The sequence below is a fragment of the Leucobacter chromiisoli genome, from assembly GCF_016522505.1.
GTDB classification, from domain to species: domain Bacteria; phylum Actinomycetota; class Actinomycetes; order Actinomycetales; family Microbacteriaceae; genus Leucobacter; species Leucobacter chromiisoli.
Genome location: NZ_JAEHOH010000030.1, coordinates 1 through 16,274, shown reverse-complemented (window position 1 = coordinate 16,274; position 16,274 = coordinate 1). Strand labels below are relative to the sequence as shown.

General features: G+C 61.5%; 15 protein-coding genes and 2 pseudogenes. All 17 read left to right on the top strand.

Going from position 1 to position 16,274, the window contains the following annotated elements; all coding sequences use genetic code 11:
- Window positions 1-267 precede the first annotated feature (267 nt).
- A pseudogene (locus JD276_RS16430) lies at window positions 268-438 on the top strand (helix-turn-helix domain-containing protein); the annotation flags it as partial.
- Window positions 439-459: 21 nt separating this feature from the next.
- Window positions 460-1,074 carry an IclR family transcriptional regulator gene (locus JD276_RS15530; protein WP_307866610.1) on the top strand — a complete coding sequence of 205 codons (615 nt, stop codon included), beginning with the start codon at window positions 460-462 and terminating at the stop codon, window positions 1,072-1,074.
- Window positions 1,071-1,922, top strand: coding sequence for an amidohydrolase family protein (locus tag JD276_RS15525; protein ID WP_200116577.1), 852 nt, complete (start codon window positions 1,071-1,073; stop codon window positions 1,920-1,922). The genes JD276_RS15530 and JD276_RS15525 overlap by 4 nt, the downstream gene beginning before the upstream one ends.
- Window positions 1,923-1,950: 28 nt before the next feature.
- Entirely contained in the window at window positions 1,951-3,318 is a 1,368-nt protein-coding gene (locus JD276_RS15520) for an aspartate aminotransferase family protein (protein WP_200116576.1), read from the top strand.
- Window positions 3,319-3,322: 4 nt separating this feature from the next.
- Window positions 3,323-4,261 carry a Gfo/Idh/MocA family protein gene (locus JD276_RS15515; protein ID WP_200116575.1) on the top strand — a complete coding sequence of 313 codons (939 nt, stop codon included), beginning with the start codon at window positions 3,323-3,325 and terminating at the stop codon, window positions 4,259-4,261.
- On the top strand, window positions 4,254-5,474 hold the full coding sequence (locus tag JD276_RS15510) for a hypothetical protein (protein WP_200116574.1): 1,221 nt from the start codon (window positions 4,254-4,256) through the stop codon (window positions 5,472-5,474). The genes JD276_RS15515 and JD276_RS15510 overlap by 8 nt, the downstream gene beginning before the upstream one ends.
- The gene (locus JD276_RS15505; RefSeq protein ID WP_200116573.1) at window positions 5,471-6,574 is read left to right on the top strand and encodes an alanine racemase; all 1,104 of its coding nucleotides are present in this window, start codon (window positions 5,471-5,473) and stop codon (window positions 6,572-6,574) included. The genes JD276_RS15510 and JD276_RS15505 overlap by 4 nt, the downstream gene beginning before the upstream one ends.
- Window positions 6,575-6,685: 111 nt before the next feature.
- Entirely contained in the window at window positions 6,686-8,173 is a 1,488-nt protein-coding gene (locus tag JD276_RS15500; RefSeq protein WP_200116572.1) for an ABC transporter substrate-binding protein, read from the top strand.
- A gap of 20 nt (window positions 8,174-8,193) precedes the next feature.
- Entirely contained in the window at window positions 8,194-9,153 is a 960-nt protein-coding gene (locus JD276_RS15495) for an ABC transporter permease (protein ID WP_233615811.1), read from the top strand.
- Window positions 9,150-10,022 (top strand): ABC transporter permease, encoded by an 873-nt coding sequence (locus JD276_RS15490; RefSeq protein ID WP_200116570.1) that lies wholly within the window; start codon window positions 9,150-9,152, stop codon window positions 10,020-10,022. The genes JD276_RS15495 and JD276_RS15490 overlap by 4 nt, the downstream gene beginning before the upstream one ends.
- Window positions 10,019-11,578: an N-acyl-D-amino-acid deacylase family protein gene (locus tag JD276_RS15485; protein WP_200116569.1), complete on the top strand. Its 1,560-nt coding sequence runs from the start codon at window positions 10,019-10,021 to the stop codon at window positions 11,576-11,578. The genes JD276_RS15490 and JD276_RS15485 overlap by 4 nt, the downstream gene beginning before the upstream one ends.
- Complete coding sequence (locus JD276_RS15480; protein ID WP_200116568.1) at window positions 11,575-12,411, top strand: ATP-binding cassette domain-containing protein; 837 nt, start codon at window positions 11,575-11,577, stop codon at window positions 12,409-12,411. The genes JD276_RS15485 and JD276_RS15480 overlap by 4 nt, the downstream gene beginning before the upstream one ends.
- Window positions 12,408-13,199 (top strand): ABC transporter ATP-binding protein, encoded by a 792-nt coding sequence (locus tag JD276_RS15475; RefSeq protein WP_200116567.1) that lies wholly within the window; start codon window positions 12,408-12,410, stop codon window positions 13,197-13,199. Before JD276_RS15480 ends, JD276_RS15475 begins: the two co-directional genes overlap by 4 nt.
- 36 nt (window positions 13,200-13,235) lie before the next feature.
- Entirely contained in the window at window positions 13,236-13,613 is a 378-nt protein-coding gene (locus JD276_RS15470; protein WP_200116566.1) for a RidA family protein, read from the top strand.
- A gap of 43 nt (window positions 13,614-13,656) precedes the next feature.
- Window positions 13,657-14,080 (top strand): annotated as a pseudogene (locus JD276_RS16055) (nitrilase-related carbon-nitrogen hydrolase).
- A 56-nt stretch (window positions 14,081-14,136) separates the two neighbouring features.
- Window positions 14,137-14,976: a fumarylacetoacetate hydrolase family protein gene (locus tag JD276_RS16050; protein WP_233615810.1), complete on the top strand. Its 840-nt coding sequence runs from the start codon at window positions 14,137-14,139 to the stop codon at window positions 14,974-14,976.
- Between the two features lie 331 nt (window positions 14,977-15,307).
- A complete protein-coding gene (locus JD276_RS15460; RefSeq protein ID WP_200116564.1) occupies window positions 15,308-15,937 on the top strand; it encodes an SIMPL domain-containing protein in 630 nt (209 codons plus the stop codon).
- Window positions 15,938-16,274: the final 337 nt, after the last annotated feature.

Genomic DNA, 16,274 nt, shown 5'->3' with positions numbered 1-16,274 from the left:
GCACCGCGGCGGCCTTCTCCTCGACCGAGTACCGACGCGTCGTCGGCTTCCCATTCGCCAGTTCCTTCGGCATAACTCCATCCTCGTTTCCAAGGTCGGGAGCCTCCAACAAACCCAGGGCGCTTCACTCGGCTTGCATCAGGAGGGCTCGAAAACTCGTTATTACGAACAGGTCAAAACCGCTGCACTTCTCGTCCTGCCGCGGGACGTGAAACGCTATTTCAAAGTTCTTGACATGAAACAGCATTCCACGCAAGTATTCCAAGCATGCGAACAAGCTCGAAGCCTTACCACTCACAAGGGTTGGCCCGCGCTCTGGCTGCACTCCGCGCGCTCGGACAGGCCAGGGATCCGATGTCGCTCGCGGATCTGGCCAAAGAACTCGAGCTTCCGAAACCTACTCTTCTCCGCTTGCTCTCGGTCTTGGAAGAGGAGAGGTTTGTCACAAAGTCTGGGGCTGTGCCCCTGTACTCGATCGGCCCGAGCGTCTTCGAAATCGCAGAGTCCGCCGGCTTCGTCGATTTCGAGGATGTCGTGTCCGTCACGTTGAAGGCTCTCGCCGACGACCTCGGATTCACTGCCAACATCGGAGTATTGCAGGGCCGATCGGTCTTGCATCTCTGCGTCGAAGAGCCAGCCCGAGCACTGCGTATCGCGAACGGCGGGTTCCTCGACCACACCTATTGCACGGGGCTGGGCAAGATGCTGCTTTCGCAGTTGGATCCGGCGAGCATTGATCAGCATCTCCCGCTTGACGAGACCTGGCAGAGCTTCACCCCGCGGACCATCACATCTCGGGAACAGTTGGACCGTGCGCTGGCATCCATCCGCGAACACGGATACAGCGTGGATGACCAAGAGCGCAACCGCGGGGTTCGTTGTCTGGCCGTCCTGATTCCGGTGAAAGCATCCTTCGATCTTTCGCTCAGCGTCTCCGGGCCGCTCGGCGAGATCTCGGAAGCAGAGGTGCCGCGAGTTGTCGACGCGCTGCACCGTACCGCACAAGAGATCGCACAACTGCCTCGCCTCAGCGTGGCACTGGAATCCGTACGAACTCGATGGGGGATCGAATGATTATCGACGTGCATACGCACTGCCACCAGCCTGAGCACTGGGGAAACGAGCACAAAGACCATTGGGCACCCGCATACGGCGGAGAGCCATATCCGGTGGTTACTCCCGAAAGCTTCGACCACGTCATGCGCGAGGGAGGCGTTGACGTTGCGATTACGTTCGGATTGGCAGCTTCGCAAGCCGGGGTAAGAACACCGAGTTCCTTCGTCGCAGAGTTCGTCAGCAAGCTCGAGACGCCGACGATTCCGTTCGCGTCGATGGATCCGTTGGACGCCGACTGGCGAGAACAGCTCGAAGAAGCGATCGCCCTGGGTTTCAAGGGCGTGAAGCTCTATCCTGTGCTGGCGCTCTTCGACCCGCTATCTGAAGACTTCGATGAGTTCTATCGGATTCTCACCGCCAATGGCATGGTGGTGCTGTGGCACATGGGCGCCACTCCCAGTCCGATCGGCCGCCTCTCGGTTACGCAGCCCTTGGTGGTCGATGAGATCGCCCGGCGCCACCCGGATCTTGTGCAGATCATGGCGCACATGGGGCATCCCTGGCAGCGCGATACCAATGTCGTGCTTCGCAAGAACCCCAACGTATTCGCAGATGTCTCCGGCGTGCCTTCGCGGCCGATGGACGCATTCTTCGCACTCGTCGGCTCGCAGGAATGGAACACCGTAGACAAACTGCTGTTCGGTTCGGATTACCCGCTGTGGACTCCGTCCGAAGCCCTGCAGAACTTCAGGAACATCGGCGACTTCAGAGCGGGCAACCTGCCGCACGTCACCGAGGAGACGATCGAAACCGTCATCGAGCAGGACGCACTACGCCTCCTCGGTCTCGAAGATCCCAGAAACTAACTCCAGAAACGAACGGACTGAGAAACAGATGACCAGCACCACGACGACCGCTACCGTGCAGGGCGATTCGATGAAGAGCCGCGCACGAGAACTCGCTGACCGGGCTTCGGCGATCATTCCCGGGGGAGTGAACTCAGCGACGCGAGCGATCGGAGCCCCATGGGCGTTCTCGTCGGCCAAAGGTGCGACGATCACCGACGCGGACGGTCGTAGCTACACCGACTATCACGCGGCCTTTGGCGCGACGCTACTGGGCCACGCCGACGAGCGAGTGAATAAGGCGATCACGGAAGCGATTCGTGATATCGACCTGGTCGGGCTCGGTACCACGGACCTCGAAGTGGAAGCTGCCGAGCTGACCGTCGAGTCGATCCCGTCGGCGGAGATGGTGATCTCGACGTTGAGCGGCTCGGAGTCGGTACTGCAGGCGATACGTCTGGCTCGTGGCGCTACGGGGCGAGAGTTCATCGTGAAGTTCCAGGGATGCTTCCACGGATCCTACGATGGGATCGCCAGAAACGTGATCTCAAGCCCCGAGAAGGCGTGGGGGTTCGACCCGAACTCCAGCGGTATCCTCGACGACGCTCTGAACAACACCCTGATCGCAGAGTTCAACGACTTGGCGAGCGTGGAGGAGCTGTTCGATCGGTACCCGGACAGAATCGCTGCCGTCATCCTCGAACCCGTACCGCACAACGTGGGTGCGCTCATCCCGGAACAGTCCTTCCTCGAGGGGCTCAGGACAATCACGAAGAAGCACGGGTCGCTGCTCATCTTCGACGAGGTGATCACCGGCTTCAGGCACGCACTCGGCGGCTATCAGGAGATCTGCGGCGTCATGCCCGACCTCACCACGTTCGGCAAGGCCATGGGCAACGGCTATCCGGTGGCAGGTCTCGCAGGTTCGGCGGAGGTCATGAAAAACTTCACCCCGATGGGCGGCTCCGTCATGCTCGCCGGCACGTTCAACGGGAACTCGGTATCGATGGCAGCTGCCATCGCGACGATCAAGACGCTTCGAGCCCCCGAGATCGGCTTCTACGATCACGTGTACCGACTCGGTGACAGGATGCGCGACGGCCTCCGCTCGATCACCGCGGAGCACGGGATTCAGGCAGTCGTCTCCGGCGTCGGCTCAGTGTTCGTGACCTACTTCATCGATCGCGAGGTCCGCGGTTACCGCGACCTGCTGCACAACAACGACCTGGCGTACGAGACGTTCCATCGTCGGATGATCGACAAAGGCTCGTTCATGTATCCGATGTCGCTGAAGCGCAATCACATCTCGCTTGCGCATACGAAAGAGGACATCGATCGCACACTGTCGCAGGCGTACGAGGTGCTGGGGCAGATGGCTCGTGAAGGCCTTTTCGCGGACTCCGGGAAACGAGTCTGACATCATGACTACTCGGGCGTTGATCGTTGGTGCTGGTGCCATGGGGCAGCGGCACGCAGCAGCGATCGCAGCGGTCGGCGATGCGGTTTCCGTCGTCGTCGATGCTGACATACGACGAGCAGAGTCTCTCGCGCCTGAAGCCGAAGTGGTCGGGACGCTCGAAGAAGCGCTGCAGTACCGCAGCCTGTTCGACGTGGGAGTCATCGCGACCCCTTCGGTCCTCCACCTGGAGCAGAGCGTGGCACTAGTCGAGATGGATGTTCCGGTACTGGTTGAGAAACCTCATCGGATACCCGGTCAGAACCCCGATGCGCTGCGTCGCGCACTCGGGACGACGCTCGGTACGCTGTTCGTCGGCATGTCGACACGGCACTGGCCCGCGTTCGAAAAGCTGCACGAAGTCATTTCGAACGGATATCTCGGCGAGATACTGACCTATCGGGATCGGCTGGGATTTCGGCTCCCCGAGGCCGGCCTGCCCGATTGGTATTTCGATTCGGCCTCGAGCGGCGGCGGCATCCTCGTTACCAACGGAGTGCATGCGATCGATAGGCTGCGTGCTCTGCTGGGGCCGATGGCTGTTGAGGAAACGGTGCTCACGAGCCTGTTTGCGAAACGTTCGGTGGACACATATGCCTCCGTCTACGGCCGTGCGAATAATGCGACGGCGTCGATCGAGCTGATCTGGTCACCGTTCGCCCCTCAAAGCACAGGGGTTCTCGTCACCGGGACGCGTGGCAACGCTCTCGTTCGTATGGATGGCTCGTGGACAATCAGCGCTCGAGACCTCAGCATGCAGGGCAGCGCCGTCGATCTCGACACGGTCCCTTTCCAACGCCAGTGGAAAGCCTTTCTCGAAAGGCGGCCGGGGTTCGGATTCGACGATCTGGAGCCAACGCTCGAACTCATTGAGCAGATATACGAGGGAGAACGTCATGAGTGAAGTCGGATTGATGCTCTATCCGTGGGATGTCGTTGCAGACGGCCCCGAGCGAGTAGTGGACGAGATCGCGTCTCGCGGTGCTTCCCGCATCGAGATCGCTACCGCGTACCACTCTGCAGAGGTCATCGCGCCGAGACGCGATGCGGGCGTGGTGACCGTCGCCGAGGCGAATACGCTGCACCTGCCCGTCCCAGCGGAGTCGTTCTCCGATCTGCGGATTCCGCAATCGAGGATTGCCGAACAGCACCCTGACCTTTACGAACGGCTCGCGGAAGCAGCAAGCGCAGCGGGACTTTCGCTCGGGGGATGGGCGATCGCCTTCCACAATTCGTCTCTGGCATCGGAGCACCCGGAGGCAGCGATCAAGAGCTGCTTCGGCGATTCGTTCACCCACGGTCTCTGCCCGGCAAATCCGAGAGCTCGAAGCTACGCAGTCGACCTCGTCGAGGCGGTCGCTTCCAGCGGCTACTTCGATCGGTTGCTCGTGGAGAGCCTATCGTATCTCTTGTATTCGCACGGCCACCCGCACGAGTTGTGGGGAGCTCGTCTAGATGCCACGACTCGATATCTGCTGTCGCTTTGCTTCTGCAGATACTGCACGGAAGCCGGTGCTTCACGCGGCATCGATGTCGAAGCGCTGCGTCAGGAAGTGGCGGCGCAACTGTCCCGCTCCTGGAATCAGGATTTCCCCCACGGCCGCGATGGCGACGACGGTACCGAACTCGCGTCCCTCCACTACGCGTGGCCGGAGCTCTACGCCTATATGCAGATGCGAATGGAAAGGGTCACCGCACTCGTGACCGATGTCATCGCTGCGGCGCACAAGCACGGAGTGCTGCTCGACGTAAGCGCAGCGGTGTGGGGACGCCCCGCCCAGATGAACTGGTTGGAGGGCGTCGACGTCGTCGAGACGCTCAGAGTCGCGGACGGCTTCGTGCTCGAAAGCTATTATCCCGGTGCCGGTGAGGTTGCCAGAGAAATAGATCACACGCTCGCGCTTCGTTCGTTGGTCGACGGGAATGCAGCAGACGTCAATGTGGCGCTCACTCTCTGGCAGAGCCTGTCTCGAAGCAGAGGCGATTTCCGAGCAAAGGTCGAGACCGTCGCGGCTTCAGGCACGCAGAAGTTATCACTGTACAACTACGGCACGGCGACGCGAGCGACCCTTGATTGGGTTGACGATGCCGTCGAGATCATGGGGAGCCAAGCATGAACTCCATCGGAACGACCAGCACCCCGTGCCTCGTCGTCGATGTCGACCGAATGGATCGCAATATCCAGCACATGGCCGACGTCCTGAAGAACGCTGGCATAGAGCAGCGACCCCATTTCAAGACGTCGAAAATGATCGAGGTCGCAAAGCGCCAACTCGACGCAGGCGCCACGGGGTTCACCTGCGCGACTCCGGGAGAGGTCGAAGCACTGCTCAGCGCCGGGATCACGGATATCTTCTGGGCGCACGCGCCTGCGACTCCGCAGAAAGCAGCTCTCGCCGCCGAGTTCAACACCAAAGGGAAAGTGGCGGTCGGGATCGACTCGATCGAGTTGGCGCGTATCGTCTCGGGTGCTGCCGACGCGGCCCGACAGACGGTTCCGGTGCGTATCGAAGTGGATACCGGTCTTCGCCGAACCGGAGTTCTTGCCGACGATGCCCTGCGACTCGTCGAAGAAATCCAGGCCCTGCCGTTCCTCAGCTTCGAAGGCCTGTACACGCATGAGGGGCAGCTCGCCTCTATGCAGGGGCCTCACGAAGAACGGCAGCAGCAGGGGTACGCTGCGAGCCGAACGCTCGTCGAAACAGTCGAGAGAATCCGATCCGCTGGCCATACCGTAGACGTCGTTTCGGTCGGTTCCACGCCGGGCTGGGATTCCGCGCCGTTCGAGGCGGGAGTGACCGAAGCTCGAGCCGGAACCTATGTGTTCTACGATGCGAATCAGTGGCGACTCGGTTCAACAGACTCGATGTCTTGCGCTCTCACCGTTCATGCCACCGTCATCAGCACGGTGCGTCCCGGAGAAGTGGCGATCGACGCAGGGATCAAAGCCATGAGTTCCGATGGTTCGAATCGGGGGAATACCTTTGGCGTTGTCATCGACGAGTCGGGAGAACCGATAGAGGGGATCTCCTTTTCTCGGGCATACGAGGAGCACGGGATTCTGGAGGGCGATCACTCGGTCACGTCTCGCTGGCGAGTAGGCGATCGCGTGCGGATCATCCCCAACCACGCGTGCGGAGCGGTGAATATGTGGAGCCGTGTCCTAGCGGTCCAAGGCAACTCCTATGAGATCTGGAACGTCGTAGGACGCTATTGACTTCAGTCCTTTTCGCCCTGCGAGTCACAGCAAACTTGACCGCTCGAACTACGGGCGGCAACCACGAGAAACTGAAAGAATGAGAGGCAAACCGTGAGATCACGAAAAACTATGCGTCGAACGGCGATAGCCGCTTTGGCGCTCGGTGCGCTGGTGGTTACCGGCTGTGCCGGTGATCCAGACAACGGAGGCGATCCGACGAGCGCCGGGCCGATCGTGGTCGCTATTCCCGGAGACATAGACAACTTCGACCCCCACACAAACCAGCAGATCATTTTCGAGTATTCCATTCGCGAGCTCGTGTTCAGCAGCCTGGTGAGCTTTGACGTGGACCTCAACTTGGAGCCTGATCTAGCCACGTATGAAGTCAACGAAGACGCTACTGAATTCACGTTCGAGCTGAACCCCGATGCGGTATTCCACGACGGCACCCCCGTCAACGCGGATGCCGTCATCGAGTCGCTCGAACGCGCCGGCAGCGCGGAGGATTCGATTTGGTCCGGGCGACTCGCCGATGTCGCTTCGTATGAGGCTCCGGACGAGGACACGGTTGTGATCACACTGAACTCGCCGGATGCGTCCTTCCTCTCCGGGCTCGCTTCGATCGCGATCATGGCCCCGAGCAGCTTCGACGATGCGACGAGCACGCCGGTCGGTTCCGGCCCGTTCACGTTCACCAGCTGGGCAGCCAACACCGAGATCGTTCTCGACCGCTTCGCCGACTACTACGGTGACGCGGGAGCTTCAGAGCAGATCGTGCTTCGGCCGACCACTGACGAGCAGGTTGCGCTGAACAACCTCTACAGCGGAGACATCGATATCATCGCGTCGGTGACCTCATCGGCCGCCGAGCAGGTGGATACTGGAAGAGCACAGTTGGTGGAGCCTGCTTCGTCCAACAGGCTTTCTCTGATCGAGTACAACTCGTCAGGTGTGCTGTCCGATCCGCTCGTTCGACAGGCGCTCGCGCACGCTCTCGACAAGGAAGCGATTCGCGACATCGCCTATGGCGGCGGTGGTTCTCCTGCTTGGAGCCCTCTGCCCGAGAACAGCTGGGCATTCTCCGAGCAAGAGGGCTACGAGTATGACCTCGATCGGGCGCGCGAGCTGCTTGACGAGGCAGGAGTTGAAGATCTGAGTTTCACGCTCGACATCCTGTCTGGTTACCCGGAGGCGGAGCAGATCGCACGCGTGTGGCAGTCCTCGCTCGCGGAGATCGGTGTGACGCTCACGCCGAACGTCACGGAGATGTCGGTATGGCTCGATGCGTACGTGTCGCGCGATTACGACGCGATCTGGAATGCCTTCAACGTGTCGGTCGACCCGCACTCCTACTTCGACATCATCATGAACCCTCACCTGAATGACGACTATCAGAACCAAGAGGTTTCCGATCTGGTAGCGGAGAGCATCGCCACCCCGGATGAGGCGGAGCGCGCGGAGATCTACGCCCAGCTGCAGAAGATCCTTGTAGATGAGCTTCCGGTGATGGTCGTCCAGTCGACCCCGATTTACTCGGTCGCGGCGACTGATGTGGAGGACTACTCGGTGAATCCGCTGTCGTGGCCGATTCTGCGCGATGCCGTAGCCACTAACTAGAGTTCGGAGCAAATAGAAAGATGAGAGTCCTTACCCGTGCAGCTGTTGAAGGCGGGAAGCTGCTGGTCGTGCTGTGGCTGGTATCGATCCTCGTATTCCTAGCGCTACGACTCACTCCTGGGGACCCAGCGGTTCTGCTGTTGGGCCCCCAGGCCGGTCGAACCGATGCGGCAGGGACTCTCGCGAGACTGCGGCAAGAGATGGGGCTCGATCGCTCATGGTTCGAGCAGTACGGGATCTGGATCTCGAATGTGATTCGAGGAGACTTCGGTGAGTCGAGCCGCAGCGGCGTAAGCGTCGTGGAACTCGTGGTCGGAGCGCTGCCCTCGACCCTCTGGTTGATCCTGTTGACCGTTCTGGTATCCGTGCCGCTCTCGATCCTGATCGGGATGTGGGCGGCATACCGAGAAGGCAGCTGGCTTGCCAACGTGGTTCGAGGCGGCACAACGGTTGCCATCGCTGTTCCCGCAGTGTGGCTGGGTCTCATCCTCATCATCGTCTTCTCCGTGATGCTGGGGTGGCTGCCCTCAGGAGGCTACGTGAGCCCGCTCGTGGACCCTGTGCGGTTCCTCCGCTATATGGCGCTGCCGATCGTCACCCTTTCCGTCTTCTTAACGGGAATACTCACGAGGTTCGTATACACGGAGGCCTCGGACGTATTTCGGCAGGACTACATGCGAACGGCATTGGCGATGGGAATCTCCACGCGTCGGCGGGTCTTCGCATACGCGACTCGAAACGCGGTGCTGCCGATGATCACTGTGGTGGGCGTGCAGGCGGGTGCCATGATCGGCGGCGCCGTCCTCGTCGAAGCGGTCTTCGGCCTCGGCGGGCTCGGGCAACTCCTGTTGAGCAGTGTCCTGAATCGCGACTATCTGGTCGTGCAGGGAGCGGTGTTGCTGACCACGACGTTCGTTCTCCTCATTGGATATGTAGCCGATATTCTCTATCGTCTCGTCGACCCGAGGATTGGCCGATGAAAATCAAAACCACAGCCATTCAGCTGACCCCACCGGTACGACCCAGGATCGGGTGGTTCCGGGCTCGACAGATTCTGTTGGGGTTGGCCTTCGCAGCGTTGCTTCTGATGGCGCTGTTCCCAGGGCTCTTCACGCCCTACACCCCTGGCCAGATCGATGCCTCCGCAATTCTGCAGTCACCGAGTTGGGCGCATCCTCTAGGGACCGACGAGGCGGGAGCAGACGTCTGGACGCGCGTGGTGTACGCCACCCGGCTCGAAGGGCAGATCGCTGTAGGCAGCGTTCTCATCGCGCTGTGCATTGGTCTGCCGCTGGGTTTGATCGCCGGAAACTCCCGTCGGTTCTTCGACTGGAGCCTCACGAGCGTGGCGAACGCCACGCTCGCGTTCCCGCTCATCCTGTTCGCGATCCTCATGGTCGCGAGCTTCGGCACCACGCCGGGCAGTCTGACCGTGATCATCGGATTCCTCTTCTTCCCGCGCATCTTCCTGTTGATGCGTGCGCAGACCAAAGCGATCAGGGAGCGCGAATTCATCATCGCAACGCGGGTTGTCGGTGCGCATCCCACCAGAATCCTCGGGCTGCACATCCTTCCCAATGCAATCGGCCCACTTGCCACGCTCGTGCCGCAGCTCATGGCTGAAGCGATTCTCATCGAGGCGGGTCTGAGCTACTTGGGTCTCGGCGTCCCGCTCCCGCAGGCGACGTGGGGAACGATCCTCGAAGCATCGAAGGACTTCTACGTGACGGCTCCGTTCTACGCGGTGGTCGCCGGTCTCACGATCACTCTGGTCGCTGCACTGTTCATGTACGTCGGCGACCTGATCGCGGAATCGAGAAACCCGTTGCGGAAGCGGAGGGCTTCATGAGTTCTACATTGATTCGTGACGCCCTGATCATCGACGGCACAGGTGCAGATCCGTATGTCGGAAATGTCTTGATCCGAGAGGATCGCATAGCGGCGATACACCCGTCCGAGCACGTGGAAGCGGACTGCCTCGTCCACGGGGAGGGCCTGGTACTGGCTCCTGGATTCATCGACATCCACACGCACTCGGACCTCACGAGATTCGCGTACCCGAGCGGCGAAACGCGCATTCTGCAGGGGATCACGACCGAGGTCATCGGCAATTGCGGGTTGAGCCCGGTGCCGTTGGCTGCAGATTCCGACGGTTTTCGCCAGTCCATCGGCCCGATCGATGTGGCTCCCGATGTAGGCCTCGTATGGGCAGGGCCGCACGACTATCTTGATGCCTTGGAGAACCTGCCTGCGAGCACCAACGTCGCTGCCCTGATCGGGCACGGGAGCATCCGGCAATTCGTGATGGGGCAGCAGCCGACGGTTCCGGACGACGAGCAGTCGGAAGGGATGCGCGATGCGATTCGCCAGGCTTTGGCAGCCGGATTTTGGGGCGTCAGCCTCGGCCTGATGTATTCACCCGGAGAACACGCGGCGCTCGCGGAGCTCATCGCCGTTGCCGAGGTCGTGAAAGAGTACGATGCGACTCTTTCCGCGCACATGCGAGCCTACGACTACGACGGGTTACCTGCGGCCGTCTCGGAGCTCATCGATGTGACCGAACGGACCGGTGTGTCCATGCAGCTTTCGCATCTTCGTTCGGTGGCGGATCCGCAGGGCGAAGCCCTCGATCGTGCCTTGAGGATGCTCGAAGAAACGGAGGCGAACATCTCGGCAGATGCTTACCCCTATGTCGCGGGCCACACCTCGATCGTGCAGCTGTTTCCGGTAGCGCTTCGCGCACGAGGAGCGGGTGCGGTTCTGGAAATGATCGCCGACAGCAGAAGCGCTCTCGCCGATCAGCTCCGAGTCGAACAGAGGTTCGCGCCCGACGCCATTACCGTTGCACGTGCGGGCGAAGGCAAGGCTTCCGAGGTCGGGTCGACGATTGCCGAGCTGGCGACTGCATCCTCCCGAGACTGGGCCGAGACCATGATCGATCTGGTCGAGCGCTATGACGCATCGATCGATGTCATCGTCGTCGGCACTCGTAATGGCGATGCGGATCGGGTGCTTCGTCTTCCGTATGTGAGCGTGGCATCGGACGGTGTGGCGCTGAGTATGACGCACGATGCGAACATGCCGCATCCGAGATCGGCGGGCACGTTTCCGAAGGCGTTCCGCCAGCTCGTCGACGGCGGCATCGCAGTGCAGGAGGCAATTCGCAAGATGACCTCGATGCCGGCGGAGAAGCTGGGGTTGGAGGGGCGCGGGGTACTGAAAGAGGGCGCCGTGGCCGACCTGGTGCTCTTCGACGCGCAAAGTTTCCGGGATACCGCGACCTATGCCGTCCCGCTCTCGGCTCCTATAGGGGTAGATTCCGTGTGGGTGAACGGTCGGAGAGTAGTCGAGTCAGGCATATCGACCGGGCTGCTCCCGGGCAAGCTGCTCAGGAGGGTGAAATGACGCAGAGTATTCTTTCGGTCTCCGATCTCGTCATCGACTACGGTCAGACGAGCAAGAACGCGGTCGACCATGTGGATCTGGAATTGGCTCCTGGCGAGACCTTGGGGCTCGTCGGAGAATCGGGTTCTGGTAAGTCGTCGGTGGCTCGCGCCGTCATGGGTCTTACTCCGTATCAGGGGTCCATCCGTTTCAACGGTGTCGAACTCGGACAGCTCAGCGCCTCGGCCATGCGCCGCACTCGGGCTGATATGCAGATGATCTTCCAAGACCCGTATTCGACACTCGACCCGCGCATGAAGATCGGCGTACAGGTCAGTGAGCCGTTGGTGGTCCATCGTGTCGGAACGCGCTCCGAGCATCCGCGTCGTGTTGGAGAGCTGCTGCAGACGGTCGGGCTCGAGCCGGAAATGGCGAGCAGGTATCCGCATGAGTTCTCCGGAGGCCAGCGGCAACGAATCGCCATCGCTCGCGCGATCGCGATCGAACCGTCGCTGCTGATCTGCGACGAGCCGACAAGTGCGCTGGACGTCTCGGTGCAGGCTCAGGTTTTGGACCTGCTCGAGTCCTTGCAGCAGGAGACCGAGATCGCCTACCTCTTCATCGCCCACAATCTGGGCGTGGTGAACCGGATCGCAGATCGCGTTGCAGTGATGCATCTGGGGAAGATCGTGGAAACGGGTCCGGTAGAGCAGGTGTTCACGAACCCGGAGCACAAATACACGCAAGCGCTCGTGTCGGCGGTGCTGGAGCCGGATCCGTCGACGCGTCAGCGAACGCGCGCGGTGCCGGATGATCTCACCAGCCCGGTCATGCTTGCGGAGGAGGAACGATGACGATTCTTGACATTGTTGGCCTGCGCATCAGCTTCGGCGAGAGTTCGCGCCCCGCTGTGGCAGGCATCAACCTGAAAGTCGGCCCCGGGGAGCGAGTCGGCATCATCGGCGAATCGGGCTCGGGCAAGTCGGTCACGGCGATGAGCGTGCTCCGGCTGAACAACGAACGCATTATGCGCTACGGCGAGAACTCGAAAGTTCTCTACCGCGGCGATGACCTTCTGTCTGCGAACGAGAAAACGCTCCGGGGCATCCGAGGATCGGAGATATCAATGGTGTTCCAGGATCCGATGTCGGTTCTGAACCCCGTGTTCAAAGTCGGCGCCCAGGTACTCGATGTTCTGCGAACGCACGGTGCTCAGTCGAAGACAGAAGCGAAAGCCCAAGTGATCAGCAGCTTCGGCGAAGTCGGCATCCACGATCCCGAGCGAGTGTTCGGCCAATATCCTCATGAACTCAGCGGCGGGATGCGGCAGCGAGTCATGATCGCCATGGCGATCGCCACGGGGCCGAACCTGCTCATTGCTGATGAAGCGACCAGCGCTCTCGATGTGACTGTCCAGGCCGCTGTGCTGAATACGCTCGATCGCCTGGCCGAGTCGAGAGAAATGTCGGTCTTGATGATCACCCACGACATGGGAGTCGTCGCACGATTCTGCGATCGCGTCTACGTCATGCGCGGCGGGGAAGTCGTCGAGTCGGGCGACGTGGAGAAGGTGCTGACATCCCCCTCGCACGAATACACGCGTTCGCTGCTGGCAGCCGTACCGCGGCTTCCGCGCGACTAACCAAACACCGCAAGTAGCCAATAGAAGGAGAAACCCATGGTCACAGCCGTATCCACAGAAGCAGCACCGCCTCCCGCCGGCCCGTACTCGCAGGGCGCCGTGCACGGTGGGCTCGTCTTCCTTGCCGGGCAGGGTCCGTTCGACGCGAACGGCAAGCGCGTCGGCGAGACGTTCGCCGACCAGGTGCGAGCGACCTTCAGCAACCTCGAAATCGTCGCCCAGGCCGCGGGCTCGAGTCTGCACAACGCGGTTCGCTACGGCGTCTACCTGAAGTCGCTCGACGACTTCGCCGAGTTCAACGAGATCGCTAAAGAGTTCCTGAGCGAGCCGCTGCCGGCCCGTACGACCATCCAGGCGAACCTGCGCGGATTCGACATCGAGATCGATGCGATCGTCGCCTTACCCGGAGAATAATGCCTGAGCACCTGCCTGTGAATCGGAAGCGCTCGTCTTCACCGTGAATGGAGTCACCGTTGGCGCGGCGACCTGCTACGACATCCGGTTTCCCGAGATGAGCCGATTCCTCGTTGATCATGGTGCAGAGGTCATCGTCCTGCCGACTTCGTGGGCCAGCGCCGATGAAGGAGGCGCACTGGGAGACGCTGCTGCGCGCTCGTGCGATCGAGAACACGATCTACCTCGCCGGCAGCAGCCAGAGTGGCCCGGACCGAGTCGGCGTGAGCATGATCGTCGACCCCATGGGTGTTGCGGTGGCTTCGCGCGGCGAACAGGACGGGGGAGTGGCTGCCGCCAACGTCAGCACAGAGCGAATCACAACGACTCCACTCTCGAACCCGAGCCTGCAGAACCGAAAGTTCACCGTGCATCCGCCGAAGAGCGCAGCGAACGCAGGCAGTCGCGCATCGAACGACGAGCGTTGAGTGACGAACACCGAACGACAGACACTGAACGACGAACACCGAACGTAGGAGCACCCTTGAAGGTTTATGTGCAGGATGGTCGAGCCGTATTACTCGGCGCCGATGAGGTCATCGATATTCACGAGCGGAGCGGCGGTGCATTCTCGTCGGATATCGCGGGGATCTATCCGCGCTGGGACGAGTTCGTGCAGTGGGCCGAGCCGTTCGGATCAGGCGAGCTCGATATGGAAACGCTGCCCAAGAACGAGCTCGATGCCATCTCGCCTGCGCCGAGGCAGGTGCTGGCGGTCGGCCTGAACTATGTCGACCACGCGGCCGAGTCGGGTTTCTCGGTGCCCGAGTATCCGATCGTGTTCACGAAGTTCCAGTCGTCGATTACGAAGCCCTTCGACGACCTTGAGCTGACGAGCGGATCGGTCGACTGGGAGGTTGAGCTGGTCGTCGTGATCGGTAGCGGCGGCCGCAACATCTCCGCGGAGAACGCCTGGGATCACATTGCGGGTCTCACCATCGGGCAGGACTACTCGGATCGCGATGCGCAGTTCCGTGGGCAGCCGGCGCAGTTCTCGCTCGGCAAATCATTCGAAGGCTTCGCTCCGATCGGGCCGGTGCTGGTCACTCCCGATGAGTTTCTTGCGCAGAGCGACTGCGTTATCGAGTGTGAAGTCGACGGCGAGACCGTGCAGTCCGCACCGATTGCCGACATTGTGTTCGACATCCCCGATCTGATCGCGAAGATGTCGGCGGTCGTGGAGCTGCTGCCAGGCGACGTACTGTTCACCGGCACTCCGCCGGGCGTCGGGTTCGGCCAAGTTCCTCCGCGATATTTGCGCTCGGGCGAACGCGTGCGATCGAGCATCACGGGCCTCGGCTACATGGAGCAGGCCTGTCGGTAGCGATGCGCGGACTGGACAGGATGCATATTGAGGCTTCTCAACGCCGAGCCGCCGCGCTACATCGGTTTTCACGGTCGGTATCGCAGCGTTTCGTCACATCACTCTGTGCCTATATACGGTGTAGTTCAGGCTTGGGAGGAGCCTGCAAGTGAAGATTCAAGGGGCCACACTCGAAGAGATTGGCCGTAGTCGCCGCGGCCTTCCGCAGAGCCGGGGAACAGCAGGATCCGCGCCATCGCTCCCGAGCGCAGTTGGTAAGGACGGCCCTCCGCCACCTCCCTCCACAAGCCCGACGACCAGCCACCTCGGTCCGCGAGTGTTACCGTGAGGCATGACCACGATCCACGCCACCGGCACCAGCGAACTGCACCTCCGCGCGGAGCGCGCGACCGTCAGCGCTCGCGTGTCCGTCACCTCGCGCGCCAGGTCCGAGAGTATTGCAGCTGCGACCAGGCTTCACAACTGGGCGGTGCAGCGTGCCGAGCAGCTCCGCGCGAGCGGTGACGCCACCTGGCACGCTGCGGATCCTATCAGCACCTGGACGAACAAGAGCTACGCCGCGGGAAGCAAGAAGACCGTCGTGATCGAGTACACGACATCGAGCCGGGTACGGATCAAGCTGTCCAATCTCGCCCTGGTCGGCGAGTTCGTCGCCGAGCTCGCTGAGGCGGGGCTCTCCACCGATGTCAGCTGGGCGCTCACCGAAGCCTCCCGCCGGGAGTGCGAGCGACGCGCGCGCAAAGCCGCGGTGGACGAGGCGCGGGCGGTGGCCGAGGACTACGCGGAAGCGTTGGGGGAGCGGATCGGCACCGTCGTCAGCATCTCCGACTCGTCCTCCGGTGGCATCCAGCCGCAGGCGCGGTTCGCCTCGGCCCGCGCTTCCGACGCAGGAGCGGCCGAGGTCACGGTTGCCGAAATCACCGTGAGCGCGTCGGTCGCCGGCAGATACGAGACGGCCTGAGGGACGAGCCTGTCTGAGAACGCACCCGGCTTCGGGTGCGTTCTTACCTTTCGCGTCCTTCGCGCCCCGGAGGAGAAAAGGGGAAGAAAGGCAGAGCAGGGCGAGCGAGGGGGAGGGTGGAGGAAGCGAGGTGCGCCTCCTTGCGCGCCCGGTCCGCCCCCACCTGAGCCGGAAAGGCGAGAGGAGAGCCGGCTCTCCATGACTGTCCTCCCCTTGACTCATTGTCTGACATAGGCCTATTGTAGCCGTAACGGTGTCATTGTCAGACATAGTTGCGGGGATGGTTTCTCGGGTTCCCGGTCCTGGTTCACGATGTGGTGAAGGGCGGAGAGGTGAT

Excerpts from the sequence above, each read along its gene's own strand:
- JD276_RS15525 (WP_200116577.1), top strand. The coding sequence starts at position 1,071 with ATGATTATCGACGTGCATACGCACTGCCACCAGCCTGAGCACTGGGGA.
- JD276_RS15520 (WP_200116576.1), top strand. The coding sequence starts at position 1,951 with ATGACCAGCACCACGACGACCGCTACCGTGCAGGGCGATTCGATGAAG.
- JD276_RS15515 (WP_200116575.1), top strand. The coding sequence starts at position 3,323 with ATGACTACTCGGGCGTTGATCGTTGGTGCTGGTGCCATGGGGCAGCGG.
- JD276_RS15510 (WP_200116574.1), top strand. The coding sequence starts at position 4,254 with ATGAGTGAAGTCGGATTGATGCTCTATCCGTGGGATGTCGTTGCAGAC.
- JD276_RS15505 (WP_200116573.1), top strand. The coding sequence starts at position 5,471 with ATGAACTCCATCGGAACGACCAGCACCCCGTGCCTCGTCGTCGATGTC.
- JD276_RS15500 (WP_200116572.1), top strand. The coding sequence starts at position 6,686 with ATGCGTCGAACGGCGATAGCCGCTTTGGCGCTCGGTGCGCTGGTGGTT.
- JD276_RS15495 (WP_233615811.1), top strand. The coding sequence starts at position 8,194 with ATGAGAGTCCTTACCCGTGCAGCTGTTGAAGGCGGGAAGCTGCTGGTC.
- JD276_RS15490 (WP_200116570.1), top strand. The coding sequence starts at position 9,150 with ATGAAAATCAAAACCACAGCCATTCAGCTGACCCCACCGGTACGACCC.
- JD276_RS15485 (WP_200116569.1), top strand. The coding sequence starts at position 10,019 with ATGAGTTCTACATTGATTCGTGACGCCCTGATCATCGACGGCACAGGT.
- JD276_RS15480 (WP_200116568.1), top strand. The coding sequence starts at position 11,575 with ATGACGCAGAGTATTCTTTCGGTCTCCGATCTCGTCATCGACTACGGT.
- JD276_RS15475 (WP_200116567.1), top strand. The coding sequence starts at position 12,408 with ATGACGATTCTTGACATTGTTGGCCTGCGCATCAGCTTCGGCGAGAGT.
- JD276_RS15470 (WP_200116566.1), top strand. The coding sequence starts at position 13,236 with ATGGTCACAGCCGTATCCACAGAAGCAGCACCGCCTCCCGCCGGCCCG.
- JD276_RS15460 (WP_200116564.1), top strand. The coding sequence starts at position 15,308 with ATGACCACGATCCACGCCACCGGCACCAGCGAACTGCACCTCCGCGCG.